This is a genomic window from Rhizobacter sp. SG703 (assembly GCF_012275445.1).
In the GTDB taxonomy this organism is placed as follows: domain Bacteria; phylum Pseudomonadota; class Gammaproteobacteria; order Burkholderiales; family Burkholderiaceae_C; genus Rhizobacter.
This window is the reverse complement of sequence record NZ_JAAZQK010000005.1, coordinates 120,922-147,341: the sequence shown is the minus strand read 5'-3', so window position 1 is coordinate 147,341 and position 26,420 is coordinate 120,922. Positions and strand designations below refer to the sequence as shown.

At 67.5% G+C, this 26,420-nt stretch carries 26 protein-coding genes; 17 read left to right on the top strand and 9 right to left on the bottom strand.

What is annotated here, in order from left to right:
- Positions 1-40: 40 nt before the first annotated feature.
- The 5 genes from FHT26_RS11390 to FHT26_RS11370 are packed head-to-tail and all read left to right on the top strand — an operon-like array spanning position 41 to position 4,343.
- Positions 41-409: a glutaredoxin domain-containing protein gene (locus FHT26_RS11390; RefSeq protein WP_168560253.1), complete on the top strand. Its 369-nt coding sequence runs from the start codon at positions 41-43 to the stop codon at positions 407-409.
- Positions 406-1,899, top strand: a complete 1,494-nt coding sequence (locus FHT26_RS11385; protein WP_168560252.1) for an alpha/beta hydrolase — start codon at positions 406-408, stop codon at positions 1,897-1,899. Before FHT26_RS11390 ends, FHT26_RS11385 begins: the two co-directional genes overlap by 4 nt.
- A complete protein-coding gene (locus FHT26_RS11380; protein WP_168560251.1) occupies positions 1,896-2,675 on the top strand; it encodes an ABC transporter ATP-binding protein in 780 nt (259 codons plus the stop codon). Before FHT26_RS11385 ends, FHT26_RS11380 begins: the two co-directional genes overlap by 4 nt.
- A complete protein-coding gene (locus tag FHT26_RS11375) occupies positions 2,672-3,844 on the top strand; it encodes an ABC transporter permease (RefSeq protein ID WP_168560250.1) in 1,173 nt (390 codons plus the stop codon). The genes FHT26_RS11380 and FHT26_RS11375 overlap by 4 nt, the downstream gene beginning before the upstream one ends.
- Positions 3,845-3,860: 16 nt before the next feature.
- A complete protein-coding gene (locus FHT26_RS11370; RefSeq protein ID WP_168560249.1) occupies positions 3,861-4,343 on the top strand; it encodes a GNAT family N-acetyltransferase in 483 nt (160 codons plus the stop codon).
- A 29-nt stretch (positions 4,344-4,372) separates the two neighbouring features.
- Here the strand turns inward: FHT26_RS11370 and FHT26_RS11365 are convergent, their stop codons facing one another.
- Positions 4,373-4,744 carry a DUF4902 domain-containing protein gene (locus FHT26_RS11365; protein WP_168560248.1) on the bottom strand — a complete coding sequence of 124 codons (372 nt, stop codon included), beginning with the start codon at positions 4,742-4,744 and terminating at the stop codon, positions 4,373-4,375.
- 188 nt (positions 4,745-4,932) lie between these two features.
- Between FHT26_RS11365 and FHT26_RS11360 the strand changes: the two genes are divergently transcribed.
- Positions 4,933-5,628: a helix-turn-helix transcriptional regulator gene (locus FHT26_RS11360; protein WP_168560247.1), complete on the top strand. Its 696-nt coding sequence runs from the start codon at positions 4,933-4,935 to the stop codon at positions 5,626-5,628.
- A gap of 127 nt (positions 5,629-5,755) precedes the next feature.
- Positions 5,756-5,914, top strand: a complete 159-nt coding sequence (locus tag FHT26_RS11355; RefSeq protein ID WP_168560246.1) for a hypothetical protein — start codon at positions 5,756-5,758, stop codon at positions 5,912-5,914.
- Between the two features lie 273 nt (positions 5,915-6,187).
- Here the strand turns inward: FHT26_RS11355 and FHT26_RS11350 are convergent, their stop codons facing one another.
- The 3 genes from FHT26_RS11350 to FHT26_RS11340 all read right to left on the bottom strand — a co-directional run bounded on the left by FHT26_RS11350 (position 6,188) and on the right by FHT26_RS11340 (position 9,713).
- Positions 6,188-8,215: a diguanylate cyclase domain-containing protein gene (locus FHT26_RS11350; RefSeq protein WP_168560245.1), complete on the bottom strand. Its 2,028-nt coding sequence runs from the start codon at positions 8,213-8,215 to the stop codon at positions 6,188-6,190.
- 159 nt (positions 8,216-8,374) lie between these two features.
- On the bottom strand, positions 8,375-9,358 hold the full coding sequence (locus FHT26_RS11345; RefSeq protein ID WP_168560244.1) for a Bug family tripartite tricarboxylate transporter substrate binding protein: 984 nt from the start codon (positions 9,356-9,358) through the stop codon (positions 8,375-8,377).
- 79 nt (positions 9,359-9,437) lie between these two features.
- Complete coding sequence (locus tag FHT26_RS11340) at positions 9,438-9,713, bottom strand: YkgJ family cysteine cluster protein (RefSeq protein ID WP_168560563.1); 276 nt, start codon at positions 9,711-9,713, stop codon at positions 9,438-9,440.
- A 174-nt stretch (positions 9,714-9,887) separates the two neighbouring features.
- Between FHT26_RS11340 and mnmG the strand changes: the two genes are divergently transcribed.
- From mnmG to FHT26_RS11320, 4 genes are read left to right on the top strand one after another with little or no spacing between them, the layout of a single operon-like run.
- Positions 9,888-11,870, top strand: coding sequence for a tRNA uridine-5-carboxymethylaminomethyl(34) synthesis enzyme MnmG (gene mnmG, locus FHT26_RS11335; protein ID WP_168560243.1), 1,983 nt, complete (start codon positions 9,888-9,890; stop codon positions 11,868-11,870).
- Positions 11,857-12,519, top strand: a complete 663-nt coding sequence (rsmG, locus tag FHT26_RS11330) for a 16S rRNA (guanine(527)-N(7))-methyltransferase RsmG (RefSeq protein WP_168560242.1) — start codon at positions 11,857-11,859, stop codon at positions 12,517-12,519. The genes mnmG and rsmG overlap by 14 nt, the downstream gene beginning before the upstream one ends.
- Positions 12,516-13,133 carry a LysE family transporter gene (locus FHT26_RS11325; protein ID WP_168560241.1) on the top strand — a complete coding sequence of 206 codons (618 nt, stop codon included), beginning with the start codon at positions 12,516-12,518 and terminating at the stop codon, positions 13,131-13,133. Before rsmG ends, FHT26_RS11325 begins: the two co-directional genes overlap by 4 nt.
- 26 nt (positions 13,134-13,159) lie before the next feature.
- Positions 13,160-13,939 (top strand): ParA family protein, encoded by a 780-nt coding sequence (locus tag FHT26_RS11320; RefSeq protein ID WP_168560240.1) that lies wholly within the window; start codon positions 13,160-13,162, stop codon positions 13,937-13,939.
- 16 nt (positions 13,940-13,955) lie between these two features.
- Here the strand turns inward: FHT26_RS11320 and argC are convergent, their stop codons facing one another.
- Positions 13,956-14,897, bottom strand: a complete 942-nt coding sequence (argC, locus tag FHT26_RS11315; protein WP_168560239.1) for an N-acetyl-gamma-glutamyl-phosphate reductase — start codon at positions 14,895-14,897, stop codon at positions 13,956-13,958.
- A 54-nt stretch (positions 14,898-14,951) separates the two neighbouring features.
- Between argC and FHT26_RS11310 the strand changes: the two genes are divergently transcribed.
- The 5 genes from FHT26_RS11310 (at position 14,952) to FHT26_RS11290 (ending at position 21,748) form a co-directional block, all read left to right on the top strand.
- Positions 14,952-15,542 (top strand): RBBP9/YdeN family alpha/beta hydrolase, encoded by a 591-nt coding sequence (locus FHT26_RS11310; RefSeq protein ID WP_210427345.1) that lies wholly within the window; start codon positions 14,952-14,954, stop codon positions 15,540-15,542.
- Between the two features lie 17 nt (positions 15,543-15,559).
- The gene (locus tag FHT26_RS11305; RefSeq protein ID WP_168560238.1) at positions 15,560-16,453 is read left to right on the top strand and encodes a ParB/RepB/Spo0J family partition protein; all 894 of its coding nucleotides are present in this window, start codon (positions 15,560-15,562) and stop codon (positions 16,451-16,453) included.
- A 373-nt stretch (positions 16,454-16,826) separates the two neighbouring features.
- Positions 16,827-18,749: a PrkA family serine protein kinase gene (locus FHT26_RS11300; protein WP_168560237.1), complete on the top strand. Its 1,923-nt coding sequence runs from the start codon at positions 16,827-16,829 to the stop codon at positions 18,747-18,749.
- 117 nt (positions 18,750-18,866) lie between these two features.
- Complete coding sequence (locus FHT26_RS11295) at positions 18,867-20,144, top strand: YeaH/YhbH family protein (protein ID WP_056807677.1); 1,278 nt, start codon at positions 18,867-18,869, stop codon at positions 20,142-20,144.
- A gap of 47 nt (positions 20,145-20,191) precedes the next feature.
- Positions 20,192-21,748: a SpoVR family protein gene (locus FHT26_RS11290; RefSeq protein WP_246867859.1), complete on the top strand. Its 1,557-nt coding sequence runs from the start codon at positions 20,192-20,194 to the stop codon at positions 21,746-21,748.
- Between the two features lie 205 nt (positions 21,749-21,953).
- On the opposite strand, the gene FHT26_RS11285 is transcribed toward FHT26_RS11290, so the two are convergent.
- The 3 genes from FHT26_RS11285 to FHT26_RS11275 all read right to left on the bottom strand — a co-directional run bounded on the left by FHT26_RS11285 (position 21,954) and on the right by FHT26_RS11275 (position 24,131).
- Positions 21,954-22,571 carry a DJ-1/PfpI family protein gene (locus tag FHT26_RS11285; RefSeq protein WP_168560561.1) on the bottom strand — a complete coding sequence of 206 codons (618 nt, stop codon included), beginning with the start codon at positions 22,569-22,571 and terminating at the stop codon, positions 21,954-21,956.
- Between the two features lie 31 nt (positions 22,572-22,602).
- A complete protein-coding gene (locus FHT26_RS11280) occupies positions 22,603-23,076 on the bottom strand; it encodes a Dps family protein (protein WP_157597879.1) in 474 nt (157 codons plus the stop codon).
- A gap of 134 nt (positions 23,077-23,210) precedes the next feature.
- Positions 23,211-24,131: a LysR substrate-binding domain-containing protein gene (locus tag FHT26_RS11275; RefSeq protein WP_056807669.1), complete on the bottom strand. Its 921-nt coding sequence runs from the start codon at positions 24,129-24,131 to the stop codon at positions 23,211-23,213.
- Positions 24,132-24,438: 307 nt separating this feature from the next.
- On the opposite strand from FHT26_RS11275, the gene FHT26_RS11270 reads away from it, so the two are divergent.
- Positions 24,439-25,014, top strand: coding sequence for a hypothetical protein (locus FHT26_RS11270; protein WP_168560235.1), 576 nt, complete (start codon positions 24,439-24,441; stop codon positions 25,012-25,014).
- Between the two features lie 94 nt (positions 25,015-25,108).
- On the opposite strand, the gene FHT26_RS11265 is transcribed toward FHT26_RS11270, so the two are convergent.
- On the bottom strand, positions 25,109-26,338 hold the full coding sequence (locus FHT26_RS11265) for a Yip1 family protein (protein WP_168560234.1): 1,230 nt from the start codon (positions 26,336-26,338) through the stop codon (positions 25,109-25,111).
- Positions 26,339-26,420: the final 82 nt, after the last annotated feature.

Sequence of the window (26,420 nt, the reverse complement as noted above, 5' to 3'; positions counted from 1 at the left end):
TGCACGTCGGCTAATCTCCCGCCTTTGCATTGGAGCCCGCATGCCGCGCCAAGTCCTTGAAGAATCCCGATTGCATCCGGCGATCCGCGAGAAGGTCGCCACGCTGCATGCCGACATCGTCCACAACGTGCAGGCGGCGGCCGCATCGAACCCGGTGCTGGTGGTCGGCATGGCGCAGAACCCGCACTGCCGCCGCGTCCGCCGGGCGCTCGAGGGCGCCGGCGTCGCGCACCACTACCTCGAGTTCGGCAGCTACTTCAGCCTGTGGCGACGCCGCGCCGCGTTGAAGATGTGGACCGGCTGGCCGACCTTTCCGATGGTGTTCGTCAAGGGCTCGCTGGTCGGCGGCGACTCCGACGTGCAGCGGCTGATCGCCAGCGGCGAACTGAAGCGGTTGCTGGGCGAATGACGCGCTCGTTGCTTGCGGCGTTGGTGGGCGCCGTGTTGGCTGGCCCGGCGTTGCCGGCGTGGGGAGCCGACGAAGCGCTCACGCCCTGCCGCGTCGCCGGCCTGCGCAACGAGGTGCTGTGCGGCCAGCTGCGGCGCCCGCTCGACCCGGTCCGCCCGACGGGGCCGCAGATCGACGTGCACTACGTCGTCGTGCCGGCGATGGCCCGCCGCAAGCTGCCCGACCCGGTGTTCCTGCTGGCCGGCGGGCCGGGCCAGAGCGCGATCTCGCTGGCCGGCAGCGTGATGCCGCTGTTCCAGCGCCTGAACAACCGGCGCGACATCGTGTTCGTCGACCAGCGCGGCACTGGCCGCTCGGCGCCGCTGGCCTGCGACGACGGGCCTGGGAGCGCGACCGACGGGGGCCGCGAAACGCTGGCCGACGAGGCCGACCCGGCCCGGCAGTTCGCCCGCATGGCCGCCTGCCGCGACCGCCTCGCCGCGCGCGCCCCGCTGGCCGTGCCGGCCGACCTCGGCTTCTTCACGACGACGCTCGCGATGCAGGACCTCGACGCGGTGCGCGCGCGCCTCGGCGCTCCACGCATCGACCTGGTCGGCGCGTCGTACGGCACGCGGGCCGCGCTGGAGTACCAGCGGCAGTTCCCGGATCGCGTGCGACGCAGCGTGCTCGACGGCGTCGCGCCGCCGGACATGGTGCTGCCGGTCAGCTTCTCGACCGACGGCCAGCAGGCGTTCGATGCGCTGCTGGCCGCCTGCGAAGCCGAGGCCGCCTGCACGCGCGCGCACCCGACGCTGCGTGCCGACTGGAAGGCGTTGCTGGCCGGCCTGCCGCGCGAGGTCAGCGCCGCGCACCCGCTGAGCGGACGCATCGAGCGTTTCACGCTGACGCGCGAGATGGTGCTGGGCGCGGTGCGAGGTACGCTGTACGCGCCGTGGATCGCCGCGGCGCTGCCGACCGCGCTGCACGATGCGGCGCAGGGCCGCTTCGAGGGACTGGTCGGGCTCGGCGGATTGCTGAGCGCGCGCAAGGGCATGGGGCTCGCGATGGGCATGCACTTCAGCGTCGTCTGCGCGGAAGACGCTCCGCGGATGGCGCAGGCGAGCGACCCGCCGGGGGCCGATTTCGGTCGCTCGCTGGGCGCGCTGTACGCACGCGTCTGCGCCGACTGGCCGCGCGGCGCGGTACCCGACGCGTTCTACCGCCTGTCGGCCAGCACGACACCGGTGCTGCTGCTGAGCGGCGGGCTGGACCCGATCACGCCGCCGCGCCATGCCGACCGCGTCGCGCGTGCACTCGGGGCGCGGGCGCGCTCGGTGGTGGTGCCGAACGCGGGGCATGGCGTGATGGGCGTCGGCTGCGCGCGCGACCTGATCCAGCGCTTCATCGATGCGGCCGACGACGCCGCGGCGCTGGCGCTCGACACGACCTGCCTGGTCGCGGTGCCGCGTCCGCCGGCCTTCGTGCCGCTGCAACCGGAAGCGCCGACATGATCCGCATCGACCATGTGGCCAAGCGCTTCACCGCCGCGCGCGGGCGCAGCGTGCAGGCCGTCGCCGACGTGCACCTGCATGCCCCCGACGGATGCATCACCGGCCTGCTCGGGCCGAACGGCGCCGGCAAGACGACGACGCTGCGCATGCTGGCCGGGCTGATCACGCCGGACGCCGGCCGGCTCGAGGTCGACGGCCTCGACGTCGCGACACAGCCGCGCGCCGCGCTGGCGCGCATGGGCGTGCTGGCCGATGCGCGCGGGCTGTCGCTGCGGCTCAGCGCGCGCGAGAACATCGTCTACTACGGCCGGCTGCAAGGGCTCTCGCGCGACGCCGCCCACGCGCGCGCCGACGCGCTGGCCGAGTCGCTGGACCTGAAACCGCTGATGGAGCGCCGCACCGATGGTTTCAGCCAGGGCGAGCGCATGAAGACCGCGCTGGCCCGCGCGCTGGTGCACGACCCGGCCAACATCGTGCTCGACGAGCCGACCAACGGGCTGGACGTGCTGGCGACGCGCGCGCTGCGCGAGGTGCTGCGCCACCTGCGCAGCCCGGCCGGCGGCGGCAAGTGCATCGTGTTCTCGACGCACATCATGCAGGAGGTGGAGCGGTTGTGCGACAGCGTCTCGGTGGTCGCGCACGGCCGCACCGTTGCCAGCGGCACGGTGGGCGAGCTGCTCGCGCAGACCGGCGAACAGGACTTCGAGGAGGCCTTCGTGAAACTCGCCTTCGCGGACGAGCTCGCTCATCCTTTGCCTGTGGGGACGCCAGCATGAGCGGCCTGCCGTTGCTGTTGATCGTGCTGCGCAAGGAACTGGCCGACGCGCTGCGCGACCGGCGCACGCTCATCGTCGTGCTGGTGTCGAGCGTGCTGCTCGGGCCGCTGCTGCTGGTCGCGCTGTCGGGGCTGATCGCGACACTGGAGGCGCAGGCCGAGAAGCGCGAGCTCGTCGTGGTGGGCATCGAGCATGCCCCGGCGCTGCGCAACTTCATCGAGCGGCAGAGCTACGTCGTGACGCCCGCGCCGGCCGACTACGAAGCGAAGCTGCGGGCGCAGAAGCTCGGCGACCCGGTGCTGGTGATTCCGGCCGGCTTCGAGGCCGCGCTGGTGCGCGGCGAGCAGCCGGTGCTGCAGGTCGTCTCCGACACCGGCAACAAGGCGGCCGAGGCCGGCGCCGGGCGGGTGCAACGGCTGCTGGCGGCGTACGCGCGCGAGCGCGGCACGTTGAGCCTGGCGCTGCGCGGCGTGTCGCCTCAGCTGCTGGAGCCGATGCAGGTGGAAGAGCACGACCTCGCGAGTGCGCAAGGCCGTGCCGCCCAGTTGACCGGCATGCTGCCGTTCTTCGTGATCATGGCCGTGGTCTACGGCGCGCTGAACGCCGCGCTCGACACCACGGCCGGCGAGCGCGAGCGCGGGTCGCTGGAGCCGCTGCTGGCCAACCCGGCGCCGCGCTGGGCGCTGGTCGGCGGCAAGTGGGGCGCGGTGTTTGCGCTCGCGATGCTGATCGCGGTGCTGTGCTGCCTGAGCTTCCTGCCGGCGCAGTGGCTGCTGCGCAGCGACACGCTGCAGGCGATGTTCCAGTTCGGCTGGGCCGAGGCGCTGCGGTTCATCGCGGTGTTGTCGCCGCTGGCCGCGGCGCTGTCGGCGGTGCTGATGGCGGTGGCGATCCGCTGCAAGACCTTCAAGGAAGCGCAGGCCAACAGCACGGTGGTGGTGCTGGCGGCCTCGCTGCTGCCGCTGATGACCCTGTTCAACCAGGGCGGCGAAGCCTGGTGGCATGCGTGGGTGCCGGGGCTCGCACAGTTCACGCTGATGACGCGCGTGCTGAAGGGCGAGGCGCTGGCGGCGCAGCCGATCGCGATCTCGCTCGGCGTCTGCACCGTGCTGACGGTGGCGAGCGTCGTGTTCGTTGCGCGGCACCTGCGCGCTGCGGCCGTTCGCTAGCGGGCATCATGTCGGGATGAGCACTCCTCCTCTCTCCCTCGATGCGCTGCAATGGCGCTTCTGCCGCTTCGACGAGCTGTCGCTGCGCGAGTTGCACGACATCTACATGACGCGCCAGCAGGTCTTCTCGGTCGAACAGAACTGTGCGTACCTCGATGTCGACGGCCATGACGAAGCGGCATGGCACCTGGCGGCGTGGCTGCCGGCACAGCGCCAGCCGTTCGCTTATGCACGCGTGCTGCCGCCGGGCGCCAAGTATGTCGAGCCGTCGATCGGCCGGGTGATCACCAGCGAGGCGGCGCGCGGGCTGGGCCTGGGCCGCGAGCTGGTGCGGCGTGCGATCGCGCATGCGCGCGAGGTGTTGCCCGGCCATGGCATCCGCATCTCGGCGCAGTCGCGGCTGGAGACGTTCTACGCCGGCTTCGGGTTCGAGGTGGTCGGCGAGCGCTACATGGAAGACGGGATCCCGCACACCGAGATGGTGCTCGCGGCGGGGTGAACGCGGAGCGGGTGTAATGCCCGTGGTGCTCAGGCCGCGCGGTCCAGCGCGCGTTGAACTTCCGATTGCCACGGCAGCGTGTGCACGATCTCGTTGAGCCGCAGCGCCACTTCCATGCCGGTGAGCTTCTCGCCGCCGGCACCCAGCAGCTGCAGGTTGGTGATCAACCCGAGCGGGTCGGCCATCGCGACGATGCCCTGCTCCAGCTGCACCCAGTCCCAGGCCACGCCGGCCGCGCCTTCGGAGAGTGGACCACCCCACAGCGTCTGGCCGGTGCTGGGTCCGTCCTCATCGCCGGGATTCAGCACCCGGGTGCCCAGGTGAACGAAGTGAAGATCGGGGGTGCTGTCCGCTTGCCACTTGACGGGTGGCCAGGCGTAGATGGTCCATGCAGGCGTCATAGCGGTTGATCGTGTTGATCCCTGAGTTTTGTGATTGGCCAATAATGTGGTCAAGTCACGGTCTCGCCTAGCTGTAAACCTTGCCAGCTGTAATCTCTGTCAGCTGTAAGACCTGTCAGGTCGCTTGAGGTAGTGAGGCAGACGCAATCGGTTGCGAAGGTGAGAGGACCATGCTGCAAGGTGGGTACATGTCGGTGCTGCAGGCTGGAACCCGTGACGAGTTCCAGGGCGAGATCGTTCGCTTCGCCCAGCAACTCGGCTTCGAGAAGGTCAGCGCCACCACGGTGATCGACCATTTCCTGGGTGAGCCCGAGTTCATCGCCGTCGACAACGCGCCGGTTGCGTACCGCGAGTCCTTTGAAGATCCGGCCAATTTCCGGGCTGATCCGGTGATGCAGCATTGCAAGCGCCAGAGCGTGCCCATCATCTGGAACCAAGGGACTTACACGACCTCCGGCCAAGGCGAAAAATGGGAGCAGCAAGCCCGCTTCGGCTACCACTGCGGAATTGGATTGGCGCTTCATCTGCCCGACGGAAAGCACTTCGTGCTGGGGGTCGAGCGTGATCAACCGTTGCCGATGGACCGCCAAGAACTCACACGCATCGTCGCGGACTTGCAACTCTTCGCCGTGCACGCCTATGAGAGCGCGTCTCGCATTCTCATCCCCGCCGCACAAGAACCTGGCATGTCACCGCTCACGCCACGGGAGGTGGAAACCTTGCGCTGGACCATGGACGGTAAGACTGCATGGGAAGTGGGAAACATCCTTGGTATCAGTGAACGAACCGCTGTACTACATGTGAACAATGCGATGCACAAACTGGGTTGCGTCAACAAGCATCAGGCCGTTCTGAAGGCCTTGCGCATGGGGCTGATTCGTTGAGTTTTCACTGCCCGAACTTGGCGTGCAGCGATACCTGTAAGAGCTGACAGTTACCGCGAACGAGGGGGGCTGCTGCAATAGAGCCAGTGCACGAGTTGGCGTGCACGCAGCAAGCCAGGAGCCCCTCATGCAACAAGCAATCTCCGTGATCCCGATGGCTGACTCGAAGAACGAAGTTCTGTTCGAGATGGAGCCGGCAGCAGTGCGCAACGAGCCTGTCGTTCTCGATGCACAGCTGCTGCGCCTGATCAGCGGCGGAACGGATTTGCCGAACAAGGGCTGGTGAGACTGCGTATCTGAGCGGTAGTAGTAAAAGTTGATCGAGCAGTGATCGGGCGCTCCAGATTCCCGGGATCACTGCAACGAACTCAGCGGAGGAAGTAGTAAATCGAAGAGGAACCCGTGAGCGGCTGTCACCGCAGCGAGGTTCCCTCGAAGAGACAGGGGTGTCCCTGATCTCGTCAATGTCAGTCGTGCCAAGCCAGGTCTGTTGCGTTTCGAACTGTCGAAGTGCCAACAGGCTTGGCCCGGCCGCCTCAGCTCCCGCGAGGCCGGCCCGTCAAACTCCCACCAGATTCTGAGCCGCTGCCATCGCAGTGGTATAGACCACCACCTGGTTGCGTCCGTCGCGCTTCGCGGCGTAGCAGGCCGTGTCGGCGGCCCGCAGCACCTCGGCCGCATTCGCGAAGCCGGCGTCGACATGCACGAGCCCGATGCTCGCCCCCACGCTGAAGTTGCGGCCCTCCCAGGCCAGGCGATAGCCGTTGATCGCCGCCCGCAACGTGTCGGCCAAGTCCACCGCGCGCTTGACCGGGCAGTGCGGCAACAGCACCGCGAACTCGTCGCCGCCCAGCCGTGCCACCGTGTCCGATGGGCGCACGCGGTCCTGCAGTTGCGCGGCGATGTCGCGCAGCAGCGCGTCGCCGGCCGCGTGCCCTGCACTGTCGTTGACCGCCTTGAAGCGATCGAGGTCGATGAACAGCGCACAGAACGGCTGCTCGGCGGCCCTCAGCGTCGCCTCGTCGAGAACCTTCTCGAACTGCACCCTGTTGGCCAGGCGCGTCATCGCGTCATGCGTCGCCGACCACGACAGCCGCGCGTTGCGTTCATGCGCCTCGGTCACGTCCTCGACGATCCAGATGATGCCGGCGCGCCGATCGCTGTCGGGCAACAGGCTGCCGCGGATGTGGCCCCAGAAGATGCTGCCATCGCGCCGCGCGAGTTGGCTCTCGACCTCGAACATGCCGGTCGCGCCCAACGCATCGCGCGACTGCTGGCTCAGCAGCTGGTGCTGCAGTTCGCTCGTGAAGAGCTGCCGCGTGTCGTGCCTCAGCAGTTCGGTCTTGTCGCGCCCGAACAGCTCGCAGAAATGCCGGCTCACCAGTTCGAACTGTCCATCGCGCGTCAGCGCGATACCGGCGTGCGCCGCATCCAGGACAGCTTGCAGCTGCATCAGCAAGCGTTGGGTCTCCCGGTCGCGCAGCGACCGCTGTTCGACGACATGCTGGAACACGCGCGACAAGGCGCCGATCTCGCCCCCGCCACGCGGCCAGTCGCCGCGAATCGGCGCATCGTCATCCAGCAGGCTCATGGCCCTCGCATGCAGACGCGAGATCGGCCGCGTGATGAACCAGGCGAGCAAGCCCGCGAGCAGCGCGGCCGCAAGCCCCACCAGCGCCCCGACCCGCCATGCGGTGTCGCGCGCCGCGGCCAGCGATTGCATCGCATCGGCTTCGGGCGTGACGTGAACCAGCATCCACTCGGCGGCCGGCACGCCGGCCAGCGCAACCAGGTAGCCATGACCCACCGAGGCCGTGCCCTCCACGTGGATCGTGCTGCCGTCGAGGACCCAGCGCTGGAACTCGGCGCTCAGGCCGACCTCCTCGCGCGCATTGCGCAGGATGCGCTGCGGATCGGCATGCGCGAGGATCTGCCCGCTTCGATCGATCACCAGGTCGCGCGAGTTGTCGCGGCCGGATGAATCGCGCAGGAACGACAGCAGCCCGGTCTTGTCGAGCCGCAGCGATCCGCCGACGACGGCCGTGACCTGGCCATCGACCTGCCGCACCGGAACAGCGAAGACGAGGACCGCAGCATGGCTGATCGCGCCGACCAGCGGGCTCGACACCACTGGCAGCTTCTCGCGCATCACGCGCTGGAAGTACTCGCGGCCTCCCAGGCTCGGCAGCGTCGTGTTCGGCACCCCCTTCTCGAGCCGCACCAGCAGGTCGCCGTTCGGCGCCGCGATGAAGACCGAATCGAAGAGCAGGCCAGCGGACGGCTTGTCGATCAGGAATCGCGTCAGCGCCGGACGGTCTTGCAACATCTCGGGCCGCACCTGGTTCGCGACGCCCTGCAGCGCCGTCTGCAGGAGCTCGAGCTTGCTCGACAACAGGTTGGCCGTGCGCTCCACGTCGTTGGCGCTTTGCAGCAGCAACTGCTGCCGCGAACGGCTTTGCGTGGTCGACAACACGAAGTGCGTCGTGACCGCGGTCGCACCGACGGCCGTGACCACCCCGGCCGCGACGATCTTGAACTTGACCGAAGCAGCAACCCGACGCAGCAGTTGACGGAACTTCAACACCATGGACGACGATCCCGCCACGGTGCCGGCGGCAACCCAGCGCCGCCCGATCGTCCGTGTCGGCGGATGCTCCCATGGCCGCGCCGCCGGCAAAGCGCCGGGAAGCGCGTCGATCGCGGCTCAGTTCAGTCGTTGCCGGATGGGCGGCGCTCCGTTGGCCGCTCAGTCCGGTTTGATGCGCGCCCGCGTGATCACCGGCTTCCAGCGCGCCTGCTCCTGCGCGATGAACTGCGCGAACTGCGCCGGCGTGTTGCCGATCGCCTCGGCCGCGTCGCCTTCCAGGCGCTCCTTGGCGGCCTGCGAGCGGATGGCCTTCGCCGCCTCCACCGCGAGGCGGTCCGCATACGTTTGCGCGAGGCTGGACGGGGCCATCAACCCGTACCACTGCGTCATCTCGAAGTTCGGGAATCCTTGTTCAGCGACGGTCGGCACGTCGGGCAGTTGCGCCAGGCGCTGCTTCGACCCTGTGGCCAGGCAGCGCAGCTTCCCGGCCTTGATGAACTGCAGGATGGCCGGCGCACCGACCGAGGCCGCATCGAGACGGCCAGCCAGCAGGTCCGTCAGCTGAGGCCCGGTGCCGCGGTACGGTACATGAACGATGAACAGGTTGGCCGCAGCCTTCAGGTACTCCATCGCCAGATGCCCGGCACTGCCGTTGCCGGCGGAACCGAAGTTCAACTGCCCGGGTTTGCTGCGCACCAGCGCGATGAACTCCTTCAAGTTCTTCGCCGGCACATCCGGGTGGACGACATAGAGGCTGGGCACCTTCGCCAGCAAGGTGATCGGGCGGAAATCCTTGATCGGGTCGTACGGCAGCTTGTCGTACATGAACGGGTTCACCGCCAGCGTGCCGATGTGGCCCAGGATCACCGTGTGCTGATCGTCGGCGTGCGCGACGTCGGCCATCGCGATGTTGCCGCTGCCGCCGGGCTTGTTCTCGACATAGACCGTCTGGCCCAGACCCTTGCCAAGCTCGACGGCGGTGGAGCGAGCGACGATCTCCGAGCTGCCGCCCGGTGCGAACGGCACGACGAAGCGGATCGGCTTGGTCGGCCAGGCAGCACCCTGCCCCCAACCGATCGACGGAAGACTGCCGGCCGCAGCGGCGGCCAGCCAAGTGCGGCGGGTGATGGAATCGAATTGCATGTCGAGGTCTCCGCTCTGTCAGGGTGTACCAGTCTAGAGAGCGGCCTCCCGTTCGGCATTGGGGGTAGCCGCAGCGGTGTCAGCGCGATGCCGGGCAGGTCCGGCGCTCAAGCTGCGTCAGCCAACGTATCGCATGCTCGGCGTCGGTGCCGCACATCTCGGCACTTGGCTGCAGCGAACCGCAGACCGCGGGCCGATCCGCCTGGCCGAAGATCTTGCAGCGCCGCTCGGCATCGAGTTGCACACACGGCACGCCTGCGGGTTTGCCATCGGGCATGCCGGGAATCGGCGTGCTGATCGACGGCGCGGTGCAGCAGGCGCCACAGCCGGGTCGGCAGGCCAAAGCGGCGTTCATCGGCTGTTCCACGTGAAACCAAGGTGTCGACGAAACCACGCTGCAAGCGCGGCAGGCCGCAACAACGGGTGACGGGAATGCGGGCCACGCCTAAAATTCGGCCCTCGCCGGCGCCCCTTGCGCCCTGCGACTGCAGCGCGGAAAGCCGCCGCTGCGACCCCAACCGGAGCCCCCATGTTGTTCCCCCATGAATTCGACGTGATTGTCGTCGGCGGCGGCCATGCCGGCACCGAGGCCGCACTCGCCGCCGCCCGCATGGGCTGCGGAACCTTGCTGCTGACGCACAACATCGAAACACTGGGCCAGATGAGCTGCAACCCGTCGATCGGCGGCATCGGCAAGGGGCACCTGGTCAAGGAAGTCGATGCGCTCGGGGGCGCGATGGCGGCGGCCACCGATGAATCCGGCATCCAGTTCCGAATCCTCAACGGCTCGAAAGGCCCGGCCGTTCGGGCCACCCGCGCGCAGGCGGATCGCATTCTCTACAAAGCAGCCATTCGCCACCGGCTGGAAAACCAGCCGAACCTGACGCTGTTCCAGCAGGCGGTCGACGATCTGATCGTCGAAGGCGATCGCGTCGTCGGTGCCGTCACGCAGGTCGGCATCCGCTTTCGGGCCCGGGCCGTCGTGCTGACAGCCGGCACCTTCCTCGACGGGCGCATCCATGTCGGGCTGCAGAACCATGCGGGCGGCCGGGCCGGCGATCCACCCGCCGTGTCGCTGTCCGCGCGGCTGAAGGAACTGAAGCTGCCACAAGGCAGGCTGAAGACCGGCACCCCGCCGCGCCTGGACGGCCGCACCATCGACTTCTCGAAGCTCACCGAGCAGCCCGGCGACCTCGATCCGATGCCGGTGTTCAGCTTCATGGGCCATGCATCGCAGCACCCGCGCCAGCTGCCCTGCTGGATCACCCACACCAATGAGCGCACGCACGAGATCATCCGCGGCGGCTTCGACCGCAGCCCGATGTTCACCGGCGTGATCGAAGGCGTCGGCCCGAGGTACTGCCCGAGCATCGAAGACAAGATCAACCGCTTCGCCGACAAGGACTCGCACCAGATCTTCCTCGAGCCGGAAGGCCTGACGACACACGAGTTCTACCCGAACGGCATCAGCACAAGCCTGCCGTTCGACATCCAGCTGGCAGCCGTGCGCTCGATGCCGGGACTGGAGAATGCCCACATCCTCCGGCCCGGCTATGCGATCGAGTACGACTACTTCGATCCGCGCGGCCTGAAGGGCAGCTTCGAGACCAAGTCGATCGGCGGCCTGTTCTTCGCCGGCCAGATCAATGGCACGACCGGCTATGAAGAGGCCGCGGCTCAAGGCCTGTTCGCTGGCATCAACGCCGCTCGCCAAGTGCAGGGGCACGAGGCCTGGACCCCCCGCCGCGACCAGGCCTACCTCGGCGTCCTCGTTGACGACCTGATCACCAAGGGCGTGACCGAGCCGTACCGCATGTTCACCAGCCGCGCCGAATTCCGGCTGCAGCTGCGTGAAGACAATGCCGACTTGCGGCTCACCGAGGTCGGCCGCGAGATGGGCTTGGTGGACGACGCGCGCTGGAATGCTTTCAACCGCAAGCGTGATGCTGTTTCACGTGAAACCGAGCGGCTGCGCTCGACCTGGGTCCACCCGAACCTGCTGCGCGCGGCCGACGCCGAACGGCTGCTGGGCAAGGCCATCGAGCACGAATACAGCTTGGCCGACCTGCTTCGGCGGCCGGGGGTCGGCTTCGACGCCATTGCCGAAGTCGCCGCCATCGCCAAACCGGAGCTGGGCGTCTCACGTGCCGCGCTGCAAGCCGAACTGGGCCTGACGCTCGCCGACACGGTGATCGAGCAGGCCGAGATCAGCATCAAGTACGCCGGCTACATCACCAAGCAGAACGATGAAGTCGAGCGCGCCGCCCATTTCGAAAGCCTGCGGCTGCCGGCCGAGCTCGACTACGCCCAGGTCACCGCGCTCAGTTTCGAGGCCCGGCAAAAGCTGGCGAAGCATCGGCCGGAGACGCTGGGCCAGGCTTCTCGCATCTCCGGTATCACCCCGGCCGCCATCTCGCTGTTGCTGATCCACTTGAAGAAAGGCCGCTTCAAGGAGTTCATGGCGGCAGACCGCGCAGGCAACGACACCACCCCGACCGATGCAGCCGCCTGAGGCCCGCGAGCTCGTCCTCGCCCGCGGGCTGGAACGGCTCGGGCTGGCGCTCGACGCCGACCAGCAGGCGCGCCTGCTCGCCTACCAGGACCTCATCGCGAAGTGGAATCGCGTCTACAACCTGACAGCCGTCCGCGATCCGGCTGAGATGCTGACCCACCATCTGCTCGACAGCCTGTCGGTCGTGCTGCCGCTGCGCCGGCATGCGGCTGGTCAGCCGCTGCGCTTGCTCGATGTCGGCAGTGGCGCGGGCCTGCCCGGGGTCGTGATCGCCATCGCCGAGCCCAGCTGGCAGATCACCTGCGTCGACACCGTCGGCAAGAAGGCCAGCTTCATCCAGCAGGCCGCAGCCGAGCTGGGGCTGCGCCAGCTGCGGTCGCAGCATGCCCGTGTCGAAGAACTGCCGCCCGCCGGGGCCGATGTGGTCACCTCCCGCGCCTTCGCGTCGCTGGGCGACTTCACGCGACTGACCGCGAAGCACCTCGCTCGGTCCGGCGGTACCTGGATGGCGATGAAGGGCAAGCCCCCCATGACCGAGATCGCCGACCTGCCGGTCGATCTCGATGTGTTTCACGTGGAACCGTTACAGGTGCCCGCTCTTGACGCCGAGCGCTGTCTGGTCTGGATCCGACCCCGGGCTGCCGAATGACCGTCCTCGGCATCCCCGACTACGGGTCGTTCTGCCTGGCCATCGTGCTGTTCCTGGCGCTCCCCGGTCCGGGCACGCTGGCCTTGCTCACGTCGACCGCGAAAGGCGGATTCCGCGCCGGCGCGGCCGCCACCTTCGGCGTGATCGCCGGCGACCAGGTGCTGCTGTGGTTTGCCGTCGGGGGCGTGGCCGCGCTGCTTGCCTCGCACCCCGCCGCGTTCCGGCTGGTGCAATACGGTGGTGCCGCCTACCTGGTCTGGATCGGCCTGCGGCTGCTGCTGGCCAAGCCCGGCGATGCCTCGCCGGTCCGCATCGAGCCGCGCGGCTATGCGCGCCAAGCCTTCCTGATCACCTTGCTGAACCCGAAGGCCATTGTGTTCTACATGGCCTTCTTCCCGCTGTTCATCAACCCGGCCACCCACCGCGGTGCGATCACCTTCAGCGCGATGGCCGCGACGATCGCACTGATCACCCTCGCCTACTGCCTGACGCTGTGCGCGTTCGCGCAGTCGGTGTCGAACAAAGTGCGCCGGCACCGGCGATTGGCAGCGTGGATGCAGAAGGCGGCTGGTATCTTCCTGATCGGCTTCGGCATCCGCCTCGGCAGCAACTGATCCCCCTTCCAGCAGCGCCCTCCTCCATGACCCGCATCTTCTGCATCGCGAACCAAAAAGGCGGCGTCGGCAAGACGACGACCACCGTCAACCTGGCCGCCGGCCTGGCGCAGATCGGCCAGCGCGTGCTGGTCGTCGACCTCGACCCCCAGGGCAACGCGACCATGGGCTCGGGCATCGACAAGCGGGCGATGTCACTGAGCATCTACGACGTGCTGCTGGAATCGGCGACGATCGCCGAAGCCCGCCAGCGCAGCGAGAAGGTCGGCTACGACGTGCTGGGCGCGAACCGCGAACTCGCCGGTGCCGAGGTCGAACTGGTCAGCTTGGAGCGGCGCGACAAGCGGCTGAAGCTGGCCCTCGAGGCGGTGGCGTCCGACTACGACTTCGTGCTGATCGACTGCCCGCCGTCGCTGAGCCTGCTGACACTGAACGGGCTGTGCAGCGCCCACGGCGTGGTGGTGCCGATGCAGTGCGAGTACTTCGCGCTCGAAGGGCTGTCGGACCTGGTCAACACCATCAAGCAGGTGCATGCCAACCTGAATCCCGACCTGCAGCTGATCGGCCTGCTGCGCGTGATGTTCGATCCGCGCATCACGCTGCAGCAGCAGGTCAGCGACCAGCTGAAGGTTCACTTCGGCGACAAGGTCTTCAACAGCGTGATCCCGCGCAACGTGCGCCTGGCCGAGGCGCCGAGCTACGGCCTGCCGGGCGTGGTGTTCGATCCGGCGTCGCGCGGAGCGCAGGCCTTCGTCGAATTCGCAACCGAGATGGTCGCGCGGGCCAACCAGGCCGTCGCGGCCTGAAGCCCGATCCGCAGCCTTACAGCCCCAGGCCTTCGTCGAGACCGAGGTGCACGTTCATCGACTGCACCGCCGCGCCGCTGGCGCCTTTGCCGAGGTTGTCGAGGCGCGACATCAGCAGCACCTGGTCGTCGTTCGCGAACACGAACAGGTCGACGCGGTTGCTGTCGTTGCAAGCCTGCACATCGAAGAAGCCATCTTCGAGCGTCGGCGCATCGCGCAGCGGCATCACGCGCACGAAGCGCTCGCCGTCGTAGCGCCGGCTCAGCGCCGCATGCACCGATTCGGCGCTCGCACCCGCCGACAAGCTCGACAAGTGCAAGGGCACACTCACCGCCAAGCCCTTGTAGAAGCTACCCACGATCGGCATGAACACCGGCTTGGTCGTCAGCCCGGTGTGCGCCATCATCTCGGGCAGGTGCTTGTGCGTCAACGTCAGCCCGTAGGGCCGGGGCGCGTCGAGGCGGGCATCACCGCCCGCTTCGTACTGCTCGATCATCTTCTTGCCGCCGCCGGAGTAACCGGTGATCGACGTCGCGCTGACGCCGAGCGAGGCCGGTACGAGACCGGCATCCACCAGCGGCCGCATCAGCAGGATGAAGGCGCTGGCATGGCAGCCCGGGTTGGCGATCCGCTTGCTGCCGCGCAGCCGCTCGCGTTGGTCAGCTGCCAGCTCCGGCAGGCCGAACACCCAGCCTGGCACCGTGCGATGGGCCGTGCTGGCGTCGATCAGGCAGGTGTTCGGGTTCGTCACCATCGCCGCTGCCTCGCGCGAGGCCGCATCCGGCAGGCACAGGAAAGCAACGTCGGCGGCATTCAGCAGGCGGGCGCGTTCGGCAGCATCCTTGCGCCGGTCGGCATCGATGCGCAACACTTCGACGTCGCTGCGCGCCGCCAGGTATTCGTTGATGCGCAGACCGGTCGTGCCTTCCTGGCCGTCGACAAACACGCGATGCTTCATTGAATCGTCCACCTGCCCAAAAAAGAACTCGGACCGCGAGGATAAGCCACCTGCATGACAAACGCCCATTCGCAAGAATCGCTGGCCCTGCACGACGTGCGGGTGCTGCTGCTCCCCGGTTGGGAGAATTCCGGCCCCGGCCATTGGCAGACCCTCTGGGAACGCGAACACGGCGACCTCCGCGTCGAGCAGGCCGACTGGCTGTGGCCGAAGCGCGGCGACTGGATGGCCCGCCTCGAAGAGGTGCTGCTGCAGGACGAGCGCCCCGCGCTGCTGGCCGCGCACAGCCTGGGCTGCCAGCTGGTGGCGGCCTGGGCCGCGCACTCTCGCCACACGCACCGCGTGCGCGGCGCCCTGCTGGTGGCGCCGCCCGACATCGAGCGTGCGGACATGCCGCCCCAGCTGACGCCGTGGCGCCCCATCGCGCGCCAGGCCCTGCCCTTCGCGAGCATCGCGGTGGTCAGCAGCGACGACCCGTACTGCGCCCCCGAACGCGCCGCCCAGATGACCCGCGCATGGGGCAGCCGGCAGGTCGACATCGGTCCGCGCGGCCACATCAACGGCGACTCGGGACTCGGCGCCTGGCCCGACGGACGCGCGCTGCTGCAATCCCTGCAACCACCGCCGACGGCCCGCGCCGATTGATCGGGGAAAATGCCCCGATGGCAACCAAGAAACCCAAAGGCCTCGGCCTCGGCCTCGAAGCACTGCTCGGCCCCACGGTCAGCGACACCCCCGTTCCGGCCAACGACGGCACGCCGCGCACGCTGAAGCTGACGCAGCTGCAGCCCGGCAAGTACCAGCCGCGCACGCGCATGGACGAGGGCTCGCTGTACGAGCTCGCCGAAAGCATCAAGGCGCAGGGCATCATGCAGCCGGTGCTGGTGCGACCGGTCGCGCCGAACCGCTACGAGATCATCGCCGGCGAACGCCGCACGCGCGCCGCGAAGCTGGCCGGCCTCGACGAGGTGCCGGTGCTGGTGCGCGAGGTGCCCGACGAAGCCGCTGCGGCGATGGCGCTGATCGAGAACATCCAGCGCGAAGACCTGAACCCGCTCGAAGAGGCGCAAGGCATCGCGCGCCTGGTCAACGAATTCCACCTGACGCACGAGCAGGCGGCCCAGGCCGTCGGCCGCTCGCGCAGTGCGGCGAGCAACCTGCTGCGCCTGCTGAACCTGGCCGAGCCGGTGCAGCAGATGCTGATGGCCGGCGACCTCGACATGGGCCATGCGCGCGCGTTGCTGCCGCTCGATGGCGCGCACCAGATCCTCGGTGCCGGCGAGATCGTCGCGAAGAAACTCAGCGTGCGCGAGGCCGAGAAGCTCGTGACGAAGATGGGTTCATCGCGCCAGCAACCGCTGCTGCGCGTGCCGAAAGAAAAGCCGCGCGACATCGCCCGCATCGAGGAAGAACTCTCCGACGCACTGACGGCGCAGGTCGAGATTCGCGTCAAGAAACGCACCAAGCGCGGCGAACAAGGCGAAGTCGCCATTGCCTTCGGCTCGCTGGAGGAGTTGAATGGGTTGCTCGACAAGCTCGGATTGACCAACACCTGAGAGCAGCCCCCGACATGCCGATCCGTATTCCGTTGTCCTCACAATCCCTGAGGCGCGCATCAGGAACTTCCCCCGCCGCAAACGGCTCATTGCATGCATCATCCACTCAGGTGGGTGACATGCGGCAACAGACGGGGGCACACTATTTGCTGTACACCTTCATCCCATCGAAGCGTTGAACAGCGGTCGTTTTCCTCCACATCTCCACACACACGACACCTCGAAATGACGCAAGCTTGAATCACGTGACGCGCTGACCTTTCAAAGGAAAGCTCTGATGGAGCCCTCGACCCGGGACTTCATCAGAACTTCCCCAGACGGCAGCGAAGGTGGCCCCTTCGCTGTCGCCATCCCGATGTCTTAGGAGGTCAGCATGGACGTGATCAGCCATTTCGCAGCACGCTTCGAGCGCACGCGTGAAGAGGAACTCTCGCTGGAAGAGTACCTCGCCGAATGCAAGCGCAACCCCGTGGCCTACGCCACTGCCGCCGAGCGCATGCTCAAGGCGATCGGGGATCCACAGACCATCGACACGCGCAACGACCCGCGGCTGTCCCGTCTGTTCGCGAACAAGGTCATCAAGATCTACCCCGCCTTCGCCGAGTTCTACGGCATGGAAGACTCCATCGAGCAGGTGGTGTCGTATTTCCGGCATGCCGCGCAGGGGTTGGAGGAAAAGAAGCAGATCCTGTATCTGCTCGGCCCGGTGGGCGGCGGCAAGTCGTCGATCGCCGAGCGGCTGAAGGCGCTGATGCAGGAGGTGCCGTTCTACGCGATCAAGGGTTCGCCGGTGAACGAATCGCCGCTTGGGCTGTTCGATGCGGTCGAGGACGGCCCCATCCTCGAGAAGGAATACGGCATTCCGCGCCGCTACCTGCAGCGCATCCTGTCGCCGTGGGCTGTCAAGCGGCTCGAAGAATTCGGCGGCGACATCCGCAAGTTCCGCATCGTCAAGCGCTTCCCGTCGGTGCTGAAGCAGGTGGGCATCGCGAAGACCGAACCGGGCGACGAGAACAACCAGGACATCTCGTCGCTGGTCGGCAAGGTCGATATCCGCAAGCTCGAGACCTATGCGCAGGACGACCCCGATGCCTACAGCTACTCCGGCGGCCTGTGCCTGTCGAACCAGGGCCTGCTCGAGTTCGTCGAGATGTTCAAGGCGCCGATCAAGGTGCTGCACCCGCTGCTGACCGCGACGCAGGAAGGCAACTACAAGGGCACCGAAGGCTTCGGGGCGATCCCGTTCGACGGCATCGTGCTCGCGCACAGCAACGAGAGCGAGTGGAAGGCGTTCCGCAACAACAAGAACAACGAGGCCTTCCTCGACCGGATCTACATCGTCAAGGTGCCGTACTGCCTGCGCGTCAGCGAAGAGGTGAAGATCTACGAGAAGCTGCTGCGCGGCTCGTCGCTCGCGCAGGCCACCTGCGCGCCGGGCACGCTGAAGATGATGTCGCAGTTCGCGATCCTCACGCGCCTGAAGGAACCCGAGAACAGCAGCCTCTATTCGAAGATGCTGGTGTACGACGGCGAGAACCTGAAGGACACCGACCCGCGCGCGAAGAGCTTCCAGGAGTACCGCGACTACGCCGGTGTCGACGAGGGCATGAGCGGCATCTCGACGCGCTTCGCGTTCAAGATCCTGTCGAAGGTCTTCAACTTCGACAGCACCGAGGTGGCCGCGAACCCGGTGCACCTGATGTACGTGCTCGAGCAGCAGATCGAGCGCGAGCAGTTCCCGGCCGAGACCGAGCAGAAGTACCTCGCGTTCATCAAGGAGCACCTGGCGGTGCGCTACGCCGAGTTCATCGGCAAGGAGATCCAGACCGCGTACCTCGAGAGCTACAGCGAGTACGGCCAGAACATCTTCGACCGCTACGTCACCTATGCCGACTACTGGATCCAGGACCACGAATACCGCGACACCGACACCGGCGAGGTGTTCGACCGAGGCTCGCTGAACGCCGAGCTCGAGAAGATCGAGAAGCCGGCCGGCATCGCGAACCCGAAGGATTTCCGCAACGAGATCGTCAACTTCGTGCTGCGTGCGCGCGCCAACAACGCCGGCAACAACCCGGTCTGGACGAGCTACGAGAAGCTGCGCACCGTGATCGAGAAGAAGATGTTCTCGAACACCGAGGAGCTGCTGCCGGTGATCAGCTTCAATGCGAAGGCGAGCGCCGACGAGGCGAAGAAGCACGAGGACTTCGTCACGCGGATGGTCGCGAAGGGCTACACGTCGAAGCAGGTGCGGCTGCTCTGCGAGTGGTACCTGCGGGTCAGGAAGAGTTCGTGATGACACCTGACTCCGTTCGAGCTGAGCCTGTCGAAGCCGGCGCGCACCTCGCTGCAGGCACTTCGACAAGCTCGGTGCGAACGGGCTGAACCGGCACTCGTTCCAGGAAAGGCCCCAATGCTCCAGCAGATCATTGACAGGCGGCTGGCGGGCAAGAACAAGTCCATCGGCAACCGCGAGCGCTTCCTGCGCCGCCACAAGGACCAGATCCGCGAGGCGGTCAAGCGCGCGGTCGATGGGCGCGGCATCCGCGACATCGCGCAGGGCGAAGACATCCACATCCCGAAGCGCGACATCGCCGAGCCGGTGTTCGGCCACGGCCAGGGCGGCAAGCGCGAGATGGTCCACCCGGGCAACCAGGACTACGTGCGCGGCGACCGCATCGAACGGCCGAAGGGCGGCGCGGGCGGCGGCGGTGGCGGGCAGGCGAGCGATTCGGGCGAGGGGGACGACGACTTCGTCTTCCACCTCAGCAAGGAAGAGTTCATGCAGGTCTTCTTCGACGACCTGGCGCTGCCCAACCTCGCGCGCACGACGCTTGCCGAGACGCCCGAGTTCAAGACCCACCGCGCCGGCTACAGCAGCGACGGCACGCCGAACAACCTGCACGTGGTGCGCTCGATGCGCGGCGCGATCGGCCGGCGCATCGCGCTCGGCGCCGAATCGCGGCACGAACTGGCCGAGCTCGAGGCACAGCTGGTGCAGCTGAAGCGCCACCCGCACCCGAACCCGTTCGCGCACGAGATCCCGCCGCTCGAGCTGCAGATCGAAGCGCTGCGCGCCCGCCTGAAGCGCATCCCGTACCTCGACCCGATCGACCTGCGCTACCGCAGCCGCGTGCGCGTGCCGGTGCCGACCTCGAAGGCGGTGATGTTCTGCCTGATGGACGTGTCCGGCTCGATGGACGAGGCACGCAAGGACCTCGCGAAGCGCTTCTTCATCCTGCTGTACCTGTTCCTGACGCGGCACTACGAGAAGATCGACATCGTCTTCATCCGTCACCACACGCAGGCGCAAGAGGTCGACGAGCAGAACTTCTTCCACTCGACCGAGACCGGCGGCACCGTGGTGTCGAGCGCGCTGGTGCTGATGGAAGAGATCGCGCGGGCCCGCTACCCGACCAGCGAATGGAACATCTACGGCGCGCAGGCGAGCGATGGCGACAACTGGCACCACGACAGCGGACGCTGCCGCGAGCTGCTGGCCAACAACATCCTGCCGCTGTGCCGCTACTTCGCCTATGTGCAGGTGGCCGAGGAAGAGCAGAACCTGTGGGACGAGTACTCGGCGCTGGCCGCCGACGCGAAGGCCTTCGCGATCCGCAAGGTGACCGAGGCTTCGCAGATCTACCCGGTGTTCCGCGAGCTGTTCAAGAAGGAGGGTGCGCCGACATGAACCTCCAAGTCACTCCACCGTGGGGCGCCGAGAGGCGCAAGAAACAGATGCTGACCGCTTCCCCGAAACGCCGCGCCTCCGACGTGACGGCGCCCAAACGCGCTCACGAGCCGCTGCCGTCGCCCACCGACTGGTCGTTCGAGCTGGTCGAGCGCTACCACGAGGTGATCAAGGCCACCGCCGAGCGCTACGGCCTGGACACCTACCCGAACCAGCTCGAGATCATCACCGCCGAGCAGATGATGGACGCCTACGCATCGGTCGGCATGCCGGTGAACTACCGCCACTGGAGCTACGGCAAGGAGTTCATCTCGACCGAGAAGAACTACCGCCGCGGCCACATGGGCCTGGCCTACGAGATCGTCATCAACTCCGACCCCTGCATCAGCTACCTGATGGAGGAGAACACGATGGCGATGCAGGCGCTGGTCATCGCGCATGCGGCCTACGGGCACAACAGCTTCTTCAAGGGCAACTACCTGTTCCGCATGTGGACCGATGCGTCGTCGATCATCGACTACCTGGTCTACGCGAAGAACTACGTCACCGAGTGCGAGGAGCGCCACGGGCTCGACGCGGTCGAGAACTTCCTCGACAGCTGCCACGCGCTGATGAACCACGGCGTCGACCGCTACCGCCGGCCGAGCCGCAAGTCGCTCGCGCAGGAGCTGGCCGACGCGAAGGACCGCGAGGCCTATGCGCAGCGCCAGATCAACGAGATGTGGCGCACGCTGCCGCGCAAGGCCGACAAGGCCACGCTCGAAGAAGCCGAGTCGCGGCGTTTCCCGGAAGAGCCGCAGGAGAACCTGCTGTACTTCATCGAGAAGCACGCACCGCTGCTGGAGCCGTGGCAGCGCGAGATCGTGCGCATCGTGCGCAAGGTCGCGCAATACTTCTACCCGCAGCGCCAGACGCAGGTGATGAACGAGGGTTGGGCCACGTTCTGGCACCACTCGCTGCTGAACACCATGTACGACGACGGCCACCTGAGCGACGGCATGATGATCGAGTGGCTGAAGTCGCACACCAACGTGGTGTACCAGCCGCGTGTCGGCGACCGTGGCTACAACGGCATCAACCCGTATGCGCTCGGCTTCGCGATGTACACCGACATCAAGCGCATCTGCCAGAACCCGACCGACGAAGACCGTCGCTGGTTCCCGCAGCTCGCCGGCACCGACTGGCTCGAATCGATCGACCATGCGATGCGCAACTTCAAGGACGAGAGCTTCATCGGCCAGTACCTGTCGCCGAACCTGATGCGCGAGTTCCGGCTGTTCGCGATCGTCGACGACGAGAAGGACAAGGAGCTGGAGGTCTCGGCCATCCACGACGAGAGCGGCTACCGCCGAGTGCGCGAGGCCTTGTCGCACCAGTACGACCTGGGCAGCCGCGAACCGAACATCCAGGTCTGGAGCGTGAACCTGCGCGGCGACCGCTCGCTGACGCTGCGCCACGCGCAGCACAACGACCGGCCGCTGCACGACAACGCGCAAGAGGTGCTGAAGCACGCCGCCCGGCTGTGGGGCTTCGGCGTGCACCTGGAGAGCGTCAACGGCGCCGGCGAGGTGCAGAAGCGCTGGTCGGTGCCGGCACCACACTGAGCCCCCAGTCGCTCCGCTCCTGCCCCCAAGGGGCGCCTCCCCTCGGCCCGGCGGAGCCGGATCCTGGGGAGTGGCTTGATGGGCACTTCGCTGCGCTCGTGCGTTCGCGCTCGCAGCCTGGATGCCAATCCGGGAATCAACTCACAGTTGTTCGCTTGTCACCTTTCCAAGGCAAGGCAGTGGCACAAGGCGCGAACGAAAAAACCTACAGCAGCAACTCGTCCGGCGGAATGAAGGCCCGCACGGTGCCGATCAGCTTGTCGACGTAGGCCTCCTTCTCGCCGACCGGTGCCACGTAGTGCAGCGCCTTCGACGTCGCATCGACGCCGGCGCGCCGCAGCATCGCCCAGGTGGCGAGGTACTGCGACGCCATGCAGCCGCCGGCGGTCGCGATCGGGCCGCGCGCATGGAACGGCGCATCGACCACCCGCACGCCGGCTTCGACCACCCATGGCTTGGTCGTCAGGTCGGTGCACGCCGGGATGTCGGCCAGCAGGCCCAGCCGCGCCAGCAGCAGCGTGCCGGAGCACTGCGCGCCGATCAGCTGGCGCACCGGGTCGAGCTGCAGCCGGTCGAGCAACGCGCTGTTCTCGGCGATCGCCCGGGTGTAGATGCCGCTGCCGAACAGCACGATGTCGGCCTCGTTCGCGAACTCGAGCGGCTGCTGCGTCTCGATCGTCACGCCGTTCATCGACGTGAGCCGCTGGCTCGGGCCGGCGATGTCGACCGTCCAGCCGGACGGCCGCAGCCGGTTCATCAGGCCGAGCGCGATGAACGAATCCAGCTCGTTGAAGCCGTCGAAGGTGACGATCGCCGCGCGCACTGCGGTGGGGCCGTTCATCGTGCCCGCCCGTTCACTCTTCGAGCAGGCTGCGCAACATCCACGCAGTCTGTTCGTGCACCGTCAGGCGCTGGGTCAGCAGGTCGGCGGTCGGCTCGTCGCCGGCCTTGTCGGCCAGCGGGAACAGGCTGCGCGCGGTGCGCGCGACCGCCTCGTGGCCCTGCACCAGGATGCGCACCATCTCGAGCGCCTTCGGCGGCACCGCCGGCGCGTCCTGGATCGAGGCCAGCGCGCCGAACTGCGCGTACGAACCGGGAGCAGGGTGGCCCAACGAGCGGATGCGCTCGGCGACCGGATCGACCGCGGCCCACAGCTCGGTGTACTGCGTCATGAACATCAGGTGCAGCGTGTTGAACATCGGCCCGGTGACGTTCCAGTGGAAGTTGTGCGTCGTCAGGTACAGCGTGTAGGTGTCGGCCAGCAGCTTGCTCAGGCCGCCGGCGATCGCCGCGCGGTCCTTGTCGCTGATGCCGATGTGGATGCCCATGCCACCGCTCGGTGCGGTCGAGGCTGCGGGAACGGTTGCGGTCTTGGTTTTCTTCGCCATCTGGGAATCTCCGGGAAACAAGGGTGAATCGGGTCGAGTCTAGTCAGGCTGCAAAGGCCCCTCACAAAGGCCCCTCATGACACTCTGCTGACGCCTTCGAGCGGGCAGGCGTAGATCGCGTTGCGCAGCGCGGCGATCGCCTCGTAGCGCGTGAAGGTGCGGCGCCATGCCAGCACCACGCGCCGCGTCGGCACCGGCGTCGCGAACGGCACGTAGCGCACATGCGGCTGCTGGTCCTTCGGCACGCTCAACTGCGGCACCACGGTGACGCCCATGCCCGAGGCCACCATGTACTTGATGGTCTCGAGCGACGAGCCTTCGAAGCTCTTGCGGATGCCCTCGGCATCGCTCGAGAAGCGGGCGTACTCGGGGCACACCTCGAGCACGTGGTCGCGGAAGCAATGGCCGGTGCCCAGCAGCAGCATCGTCTCCTGCTTCAGCTCTTCGGCGGTGATGCGCTTGCGCCTGGCCAGCGGGTGGTCCTTCGGCAGCGCGACGACGAAGGGCTCGTCGTACAGCGGCGCCATCGCGAGACCGGTGTCGGGAAACGGCTCGGCCATGATCGCGCAGTCGAGCTCGCCGGTGCGCAGCATGTCGAGCAGCCGGGCGGTGAAGTTCTCCTGCAGAACCAGCGGCATCTGCGGCACGCGCTCGATCGCCTGCTTCACCAGGTCGGGCAGCAGGTACGGGCCGATCGTGTAGATCACGCCGACCCGCAGCGGCCCCGACACCGGGTCCTTGCCGCGCTTGGCGATCTCCTTGATGCCGGCCGCCTGGTCGATCACCGACTGGGCCTGGCGCACGATCTCCTCGCCAAGCGGGGTCGCGCTGACCTCGTTGGAGCCGCGCTCGAACAGCTTGACGTCGAGCTCCTCCTCGAGCTTCTTGATCGCGACGCTGAGGGTCGGCTGCGAGACGAAGCAGGCCTCGGCGGCACGGCCGAAGTGCTTCTCTCTGGCGACGGCGACGATGTATCTCAGTTCGGTCAGTGTCATCGGTCAATCCTGTCGATGTCCGCGCGTCGCCGTCGCCACCGGCCGCTGCGGGCTCCGATCCCCGTGAACGGGGCCCCTCTTCCGCCCTCCGCGTCCGACAGCGACGATGTATCTCAATTCGGTCAGTGTCATGGCATCCCGCTCAAGCCGCTCGCACGGAAGAAGCGGAAGAATATCCGACACCCGGGCGCACGTCATGCGCCTGCCGGCATCACCTTGCGATACCCCCGGTCGTGCCGCTTGCCGCGGTGAAGGCGCCGGCGGATTCTCCGGCCCGCGGCATCCGCCGCCTACCGAAAGACCCCGCATGAGCAAGCCCCCTTCACGTGCCTCGCAAGCCGCTGTGCTGCTGGCCGTTGCGGTCTCGCTGACCGCCTCCCTCAGCGCCTGCTACGTGGTACCGATCGACCCGCGCACCGGCCAGGGCTACCCGGTCCAGCGCGCCGATGCCCGCGGCGACGGCGCATCGCCTGCCAACGTGACCGTCGTGACGCCGCCGGCATCGCCCGCTCCGCCCGCCCCCACCGTGCTGAACGCCAGGCTCTACCCGCTGAACACGCAGGCCAACAAGGGCGGTCTGCTGACCGCCGTCGTCGTCGACAACAACACCGGCCGCGGCAGCTTCACGCTGTCGTACCTCGGCGACACGATGCAGGGCGAGAGCACCCGCGTCGACGGCAGCTACGCCGCGTTCGGCCGCATCTACAACGAGGTGCTGGGGCTGAACCAGCGCAGCTTCAGCGGCCGCCGCGGCATCGCGAACGCCTACGGCGGCAAGGGCGTCAACGCGCAGTGCGAGTACCTGATCACCGGGCCGGGCATCGGCACCGGCGCCTGCCAGTTCTCCGACGGCGCCCGCTACCAGATCCACTTCGGCAGCTGACCGGCGCAGCACGCGGGCCGAGCGCCGGGCCGCCCGCAAGCCGGCCCGCGTCCCCTCGGGGGATCGGTCGACGTACCCGTCGACCGAGGGGCCGTCATTTCGCGGGGCGCTTGATGCCTTCCAGCTTGTCGAGGCCGACGGTGTCGAGCGCCTTCCTCAGCGCGGCCAGGTCGACCTGCTCGCCCCGGGCTTCGACGATCACGCCGTTGGTCAGCAGCACCGTCACCTCGCCGTGGCTGCCGTCCTTGCGGTACTCCTCGCGCACCGTGCGCTCGCCCTGCTTGTAGACCTTCTCGACCTGCTCGGCCGTTTCCTTGTCCATCGTCATGTTGGCCCAGCCGGCCAATGCCGCGAGGCCTGCGGTGCCGCCCAGGTCGGTGATGCTGAGTTGCACCCGCTTGTCGGCAGCCGCATACGAGGCCTTGGCCATCGAGGTCGCGATGCCGATGGCCTGGCCGCCCTGCGATTCGATCGATTCGCGCTTCAGGTCGCCCAGCGCCTCGGGCAGCGCGGCCTTCAGGTCGGCCGGCGCGATCGGCTGGCCGTTGCCGCCGGTCAGCGCGCCCATCATCTCGCCCATCGCCTTGCCGGTGGCGGCCGGGTCGCCGGACTTCTGCGCTTCTTCCATCCGCTTGCCGGCCTCTTCCATCTTCTTCGCGAGTGCATCCATCTTCGCGGTGTCGATCTTGACCTCGCCGTCGGGCGTCTTGATCGTCACGGCGGGGCCGCCCGCCGTCGTGGCGCCGAACATGCCGCGCGTGGGCAGCGCCAGGCCGGAGAGGGCTGCCAGCACCAGCATCAGCACGATGGCGCACAGGATCACCACCGCGGTGTACGCCGCCGCCTTGGCTTCCGGCGCCTTCATCAGCACCGGGAGGCCGGTGAACAGCAGGTAGATCGAATACAGCGACGCCAGCAAGCCGAGCACGCCGATCGACGGCAGCAGCGCGAAGATGCCGCCGACCCAGGCCGCGGTCATCGAATAGGCGACCACCTTCAGCGCGCTGATCGGGTCCTTGCGGCCACTGAAGGTGGGCGCCAGCGCGTCGACGAGCAGCGCCAGCACGAACACCGTCACCAGCCCGAGCACGTAGCCGACCACCATGTGCACCAGGCCCGACAGCAGCGGCACCCGGAACGACATGCCGAAGCCGCCGTAGCCGACCACCGACAGCCCGATGAAGCTGGCCAGCGCGGGAATCGCCGCGAGGATCATCACGTAGCGCTGGTACAGCGACGCGGTGGTCTCGGCCTCGCCATCGATCACCGGCCAGGTGGCCTTCGGCTTCAACAGGATGTCTTGCACGCGCTGGATCAGGTTCATGGGCAGGCCCTCCGGGGTTGACGGTCTCGCCGCGGATGCTATCCCGCCCCTCTTTGCGACAGGGCGCCAGAAACTAGGGGGT

What these genes read in the sequence shown, in the direction of transcription:
- FHT26_RS11390 (WP_168560253.1), top strand. Translation starts at nt 41, where the DNA reads ATGCCGCGCCAAGTCCTTGAAGAATCCCGATTGCATCCGGCGATCCGC.
- FHT26_RS11385 (WP_168560252.1), top strand. Translation starts at nt 406, where the DNA reads ATGACGCGCTCGTTGCTTGCGGCGTTGGTGGGCGCCGTGTTGGCTGGC.
- FHT26_RS11380 (WP_168560251.1), top strand. Translation starts at nt 1,896, where the DNA reads ATGATCCGCATCGACCATGTGGCCAAGCGCTTCACCGCCGCGCGCGGG.
- FHT26_RS11375 (WP_168560250.1), top strand. Translation starts at nt 2,672, where the DNA reads ATGAGCGGCCTGCCGTTGCTGTTGATCGTGCTGCGCAAGGAACTGGCC.
- FHT26_RS11370 (WP_168560249.1), top strand. Translation starts at nt 3,861, where the DNA reads ATGAGCACTCCTCCTCTCTCCCTCGATGCGCTGCAATGGCGCTTCTGC.
- FHT26_RS11365 (WP_168560248.1), bottom strand. Translation starts at nt 4,744, where the DNA reads ATGACGCCTGCATGGACCATCTACGCCTGGCCACCCGTCAAGTGGCAA.
- FHT26_RS11360 (WP_168560247.1), top strand. Translation starts at nt 4,933, where the DNA reads ATGTCGGTGCTGCAGGCTGGAACCCGTGACGAGTTCCAGGGCGAGATC.
- FHT26_RS11355 (WP_168560246.1), top strand. Translation starts at nt 5,756, where the DNA reads ATGCAACAAGCAATCTCCGTGATCCCGATGGCTGACTCGAAGAACGAA.
- FHT26_RS11350 (WP_168560245.1), bottom strand. Translation starts at nt 8,215, where the DNA reads ATGGTGTTGAAGTTCCGTCAACTGCTGCGTCGGGTTGCTGCTTCGGTC.
- FHT26_RS11345 (WP_168560244.1), bottom strand. Translation starts at nt 9,358, where the DNA reads ATGCAATTCGATTCCATCACCCGCCGCACTTGGCTGGCCGCCGCTGCG.
- FHT26_RS11340 (WP_168560563.1), bottom strand. Translation starts at nt 9,713, where the DNA reads ATGAACGCCGCTTTGGCCTGCCGACCCGGCTGTGGCGCCTGCTGCACC.
- mnmG (WP_168560243.1), top strand. Translation starts at nt 9,888, where the DNA reads ATGTTGTTCCCCCATGAATTCGACGTGATTGTCGTCGGCGGCGGCCAT.
- rsmG (WP_168560242.1), top strand. Translation starts at nt 11,857, where the DNA reads ATGCAGCCGCCTGAGGCCCGCGAGCTCGTCCTCGCCCGCGGGCTGGAA.
- FHT26_RS11325 (WP_168560241.1), top strand. Translation starts at nt 12,516, where the DNA reads ATGACCGTCCTCGGCATCCCCGACTACGGGTCGTTCTGCCTGGCCATC.
- FHT26_RS11320 (WP_168560240.1), top strand. Translation starts at nt 13,160, where the DNA reads ATGACCCGCATCTTCTGCATCGCGAACCAAAAAGGCGGCGTCGGCAAG.
- argC (WP_168560239.1), bottom strand. Translation starts at nt 14,897, where the DNA reads ATGAAGCATCGCGTGTTTGTCGACGGCCAGGAAGGCACGACCGGTCTG.
- FHT26_RS11310 (WP_210427345.1), top strand. Translation starts at nt 14,952, where the DNA reads ATGACAAACGCCCATTCGCAAGAATCGCTGGCCCTGCACGACGTGCGG.
- FHT26_RS11305 (WP_168560238.1), top strand. Translation starts at nt 15,560, where the DNA reads ATGGCAACCAAGAAACCCAAAGGCCTCGGCCTCGGCCTCGAAGCACTG.
- FHT26_RS11300 (WP_168560237.1), top strand. Translation starts at nt 16,827, where the DNA reads ATGGACGTGATCAGCCATTTCGCAGCACGCTTCGAGCGCACGCGTGAA.
- FHT26_RS11295 (WP_056807677.1), top strand. Translation starts at nt 18,867, where the DNA reads ATGCTCCAGCAGATCATTGACAGGCGGCTGGCGGGCAAGAACAAGTCC.
- FHT26_RS11290 (WP_246867859.1), top strand. Translation starts at nt 20,192, where the DNA reads ATGCTGACCGCTTCCCCGAAACGCCGCGCCTCCGACGTGACGGCGCCC.
- FHT26_RS11280 (WP_157597879.1), bottom strand. Translation starts at nt 23,076, where the DNA reads ATGGGCATCCACATCGGCATCAGCGACAAGGACCGCGCGGCGATCGCC.
- FHT26_RS11275 (WP_056807669.1), bottom strand. Translation starts at nt 24,131, where the DNA reads ATGACACTGACCGAACTGAGATACATCGTCGCCGTCGCCAGAGAGAAG.
- FHT26_RS11270 (WP_168560235.1), top strand. Translation starts at nt 24,439, where the DNA reads ATGAGCAAGCCCCCTTCACGTGCCTCGCAAGCCGCTGTGCTGCTGGCC.
- FHT26_RS11265 (WP_168560234.1), bottom strand. Translation starts at nt 26,338, where the DNA reads ATGAACCTGATCCAGCGCGTGCAAGACATCCTGTTGAAGCCGAAGGCC.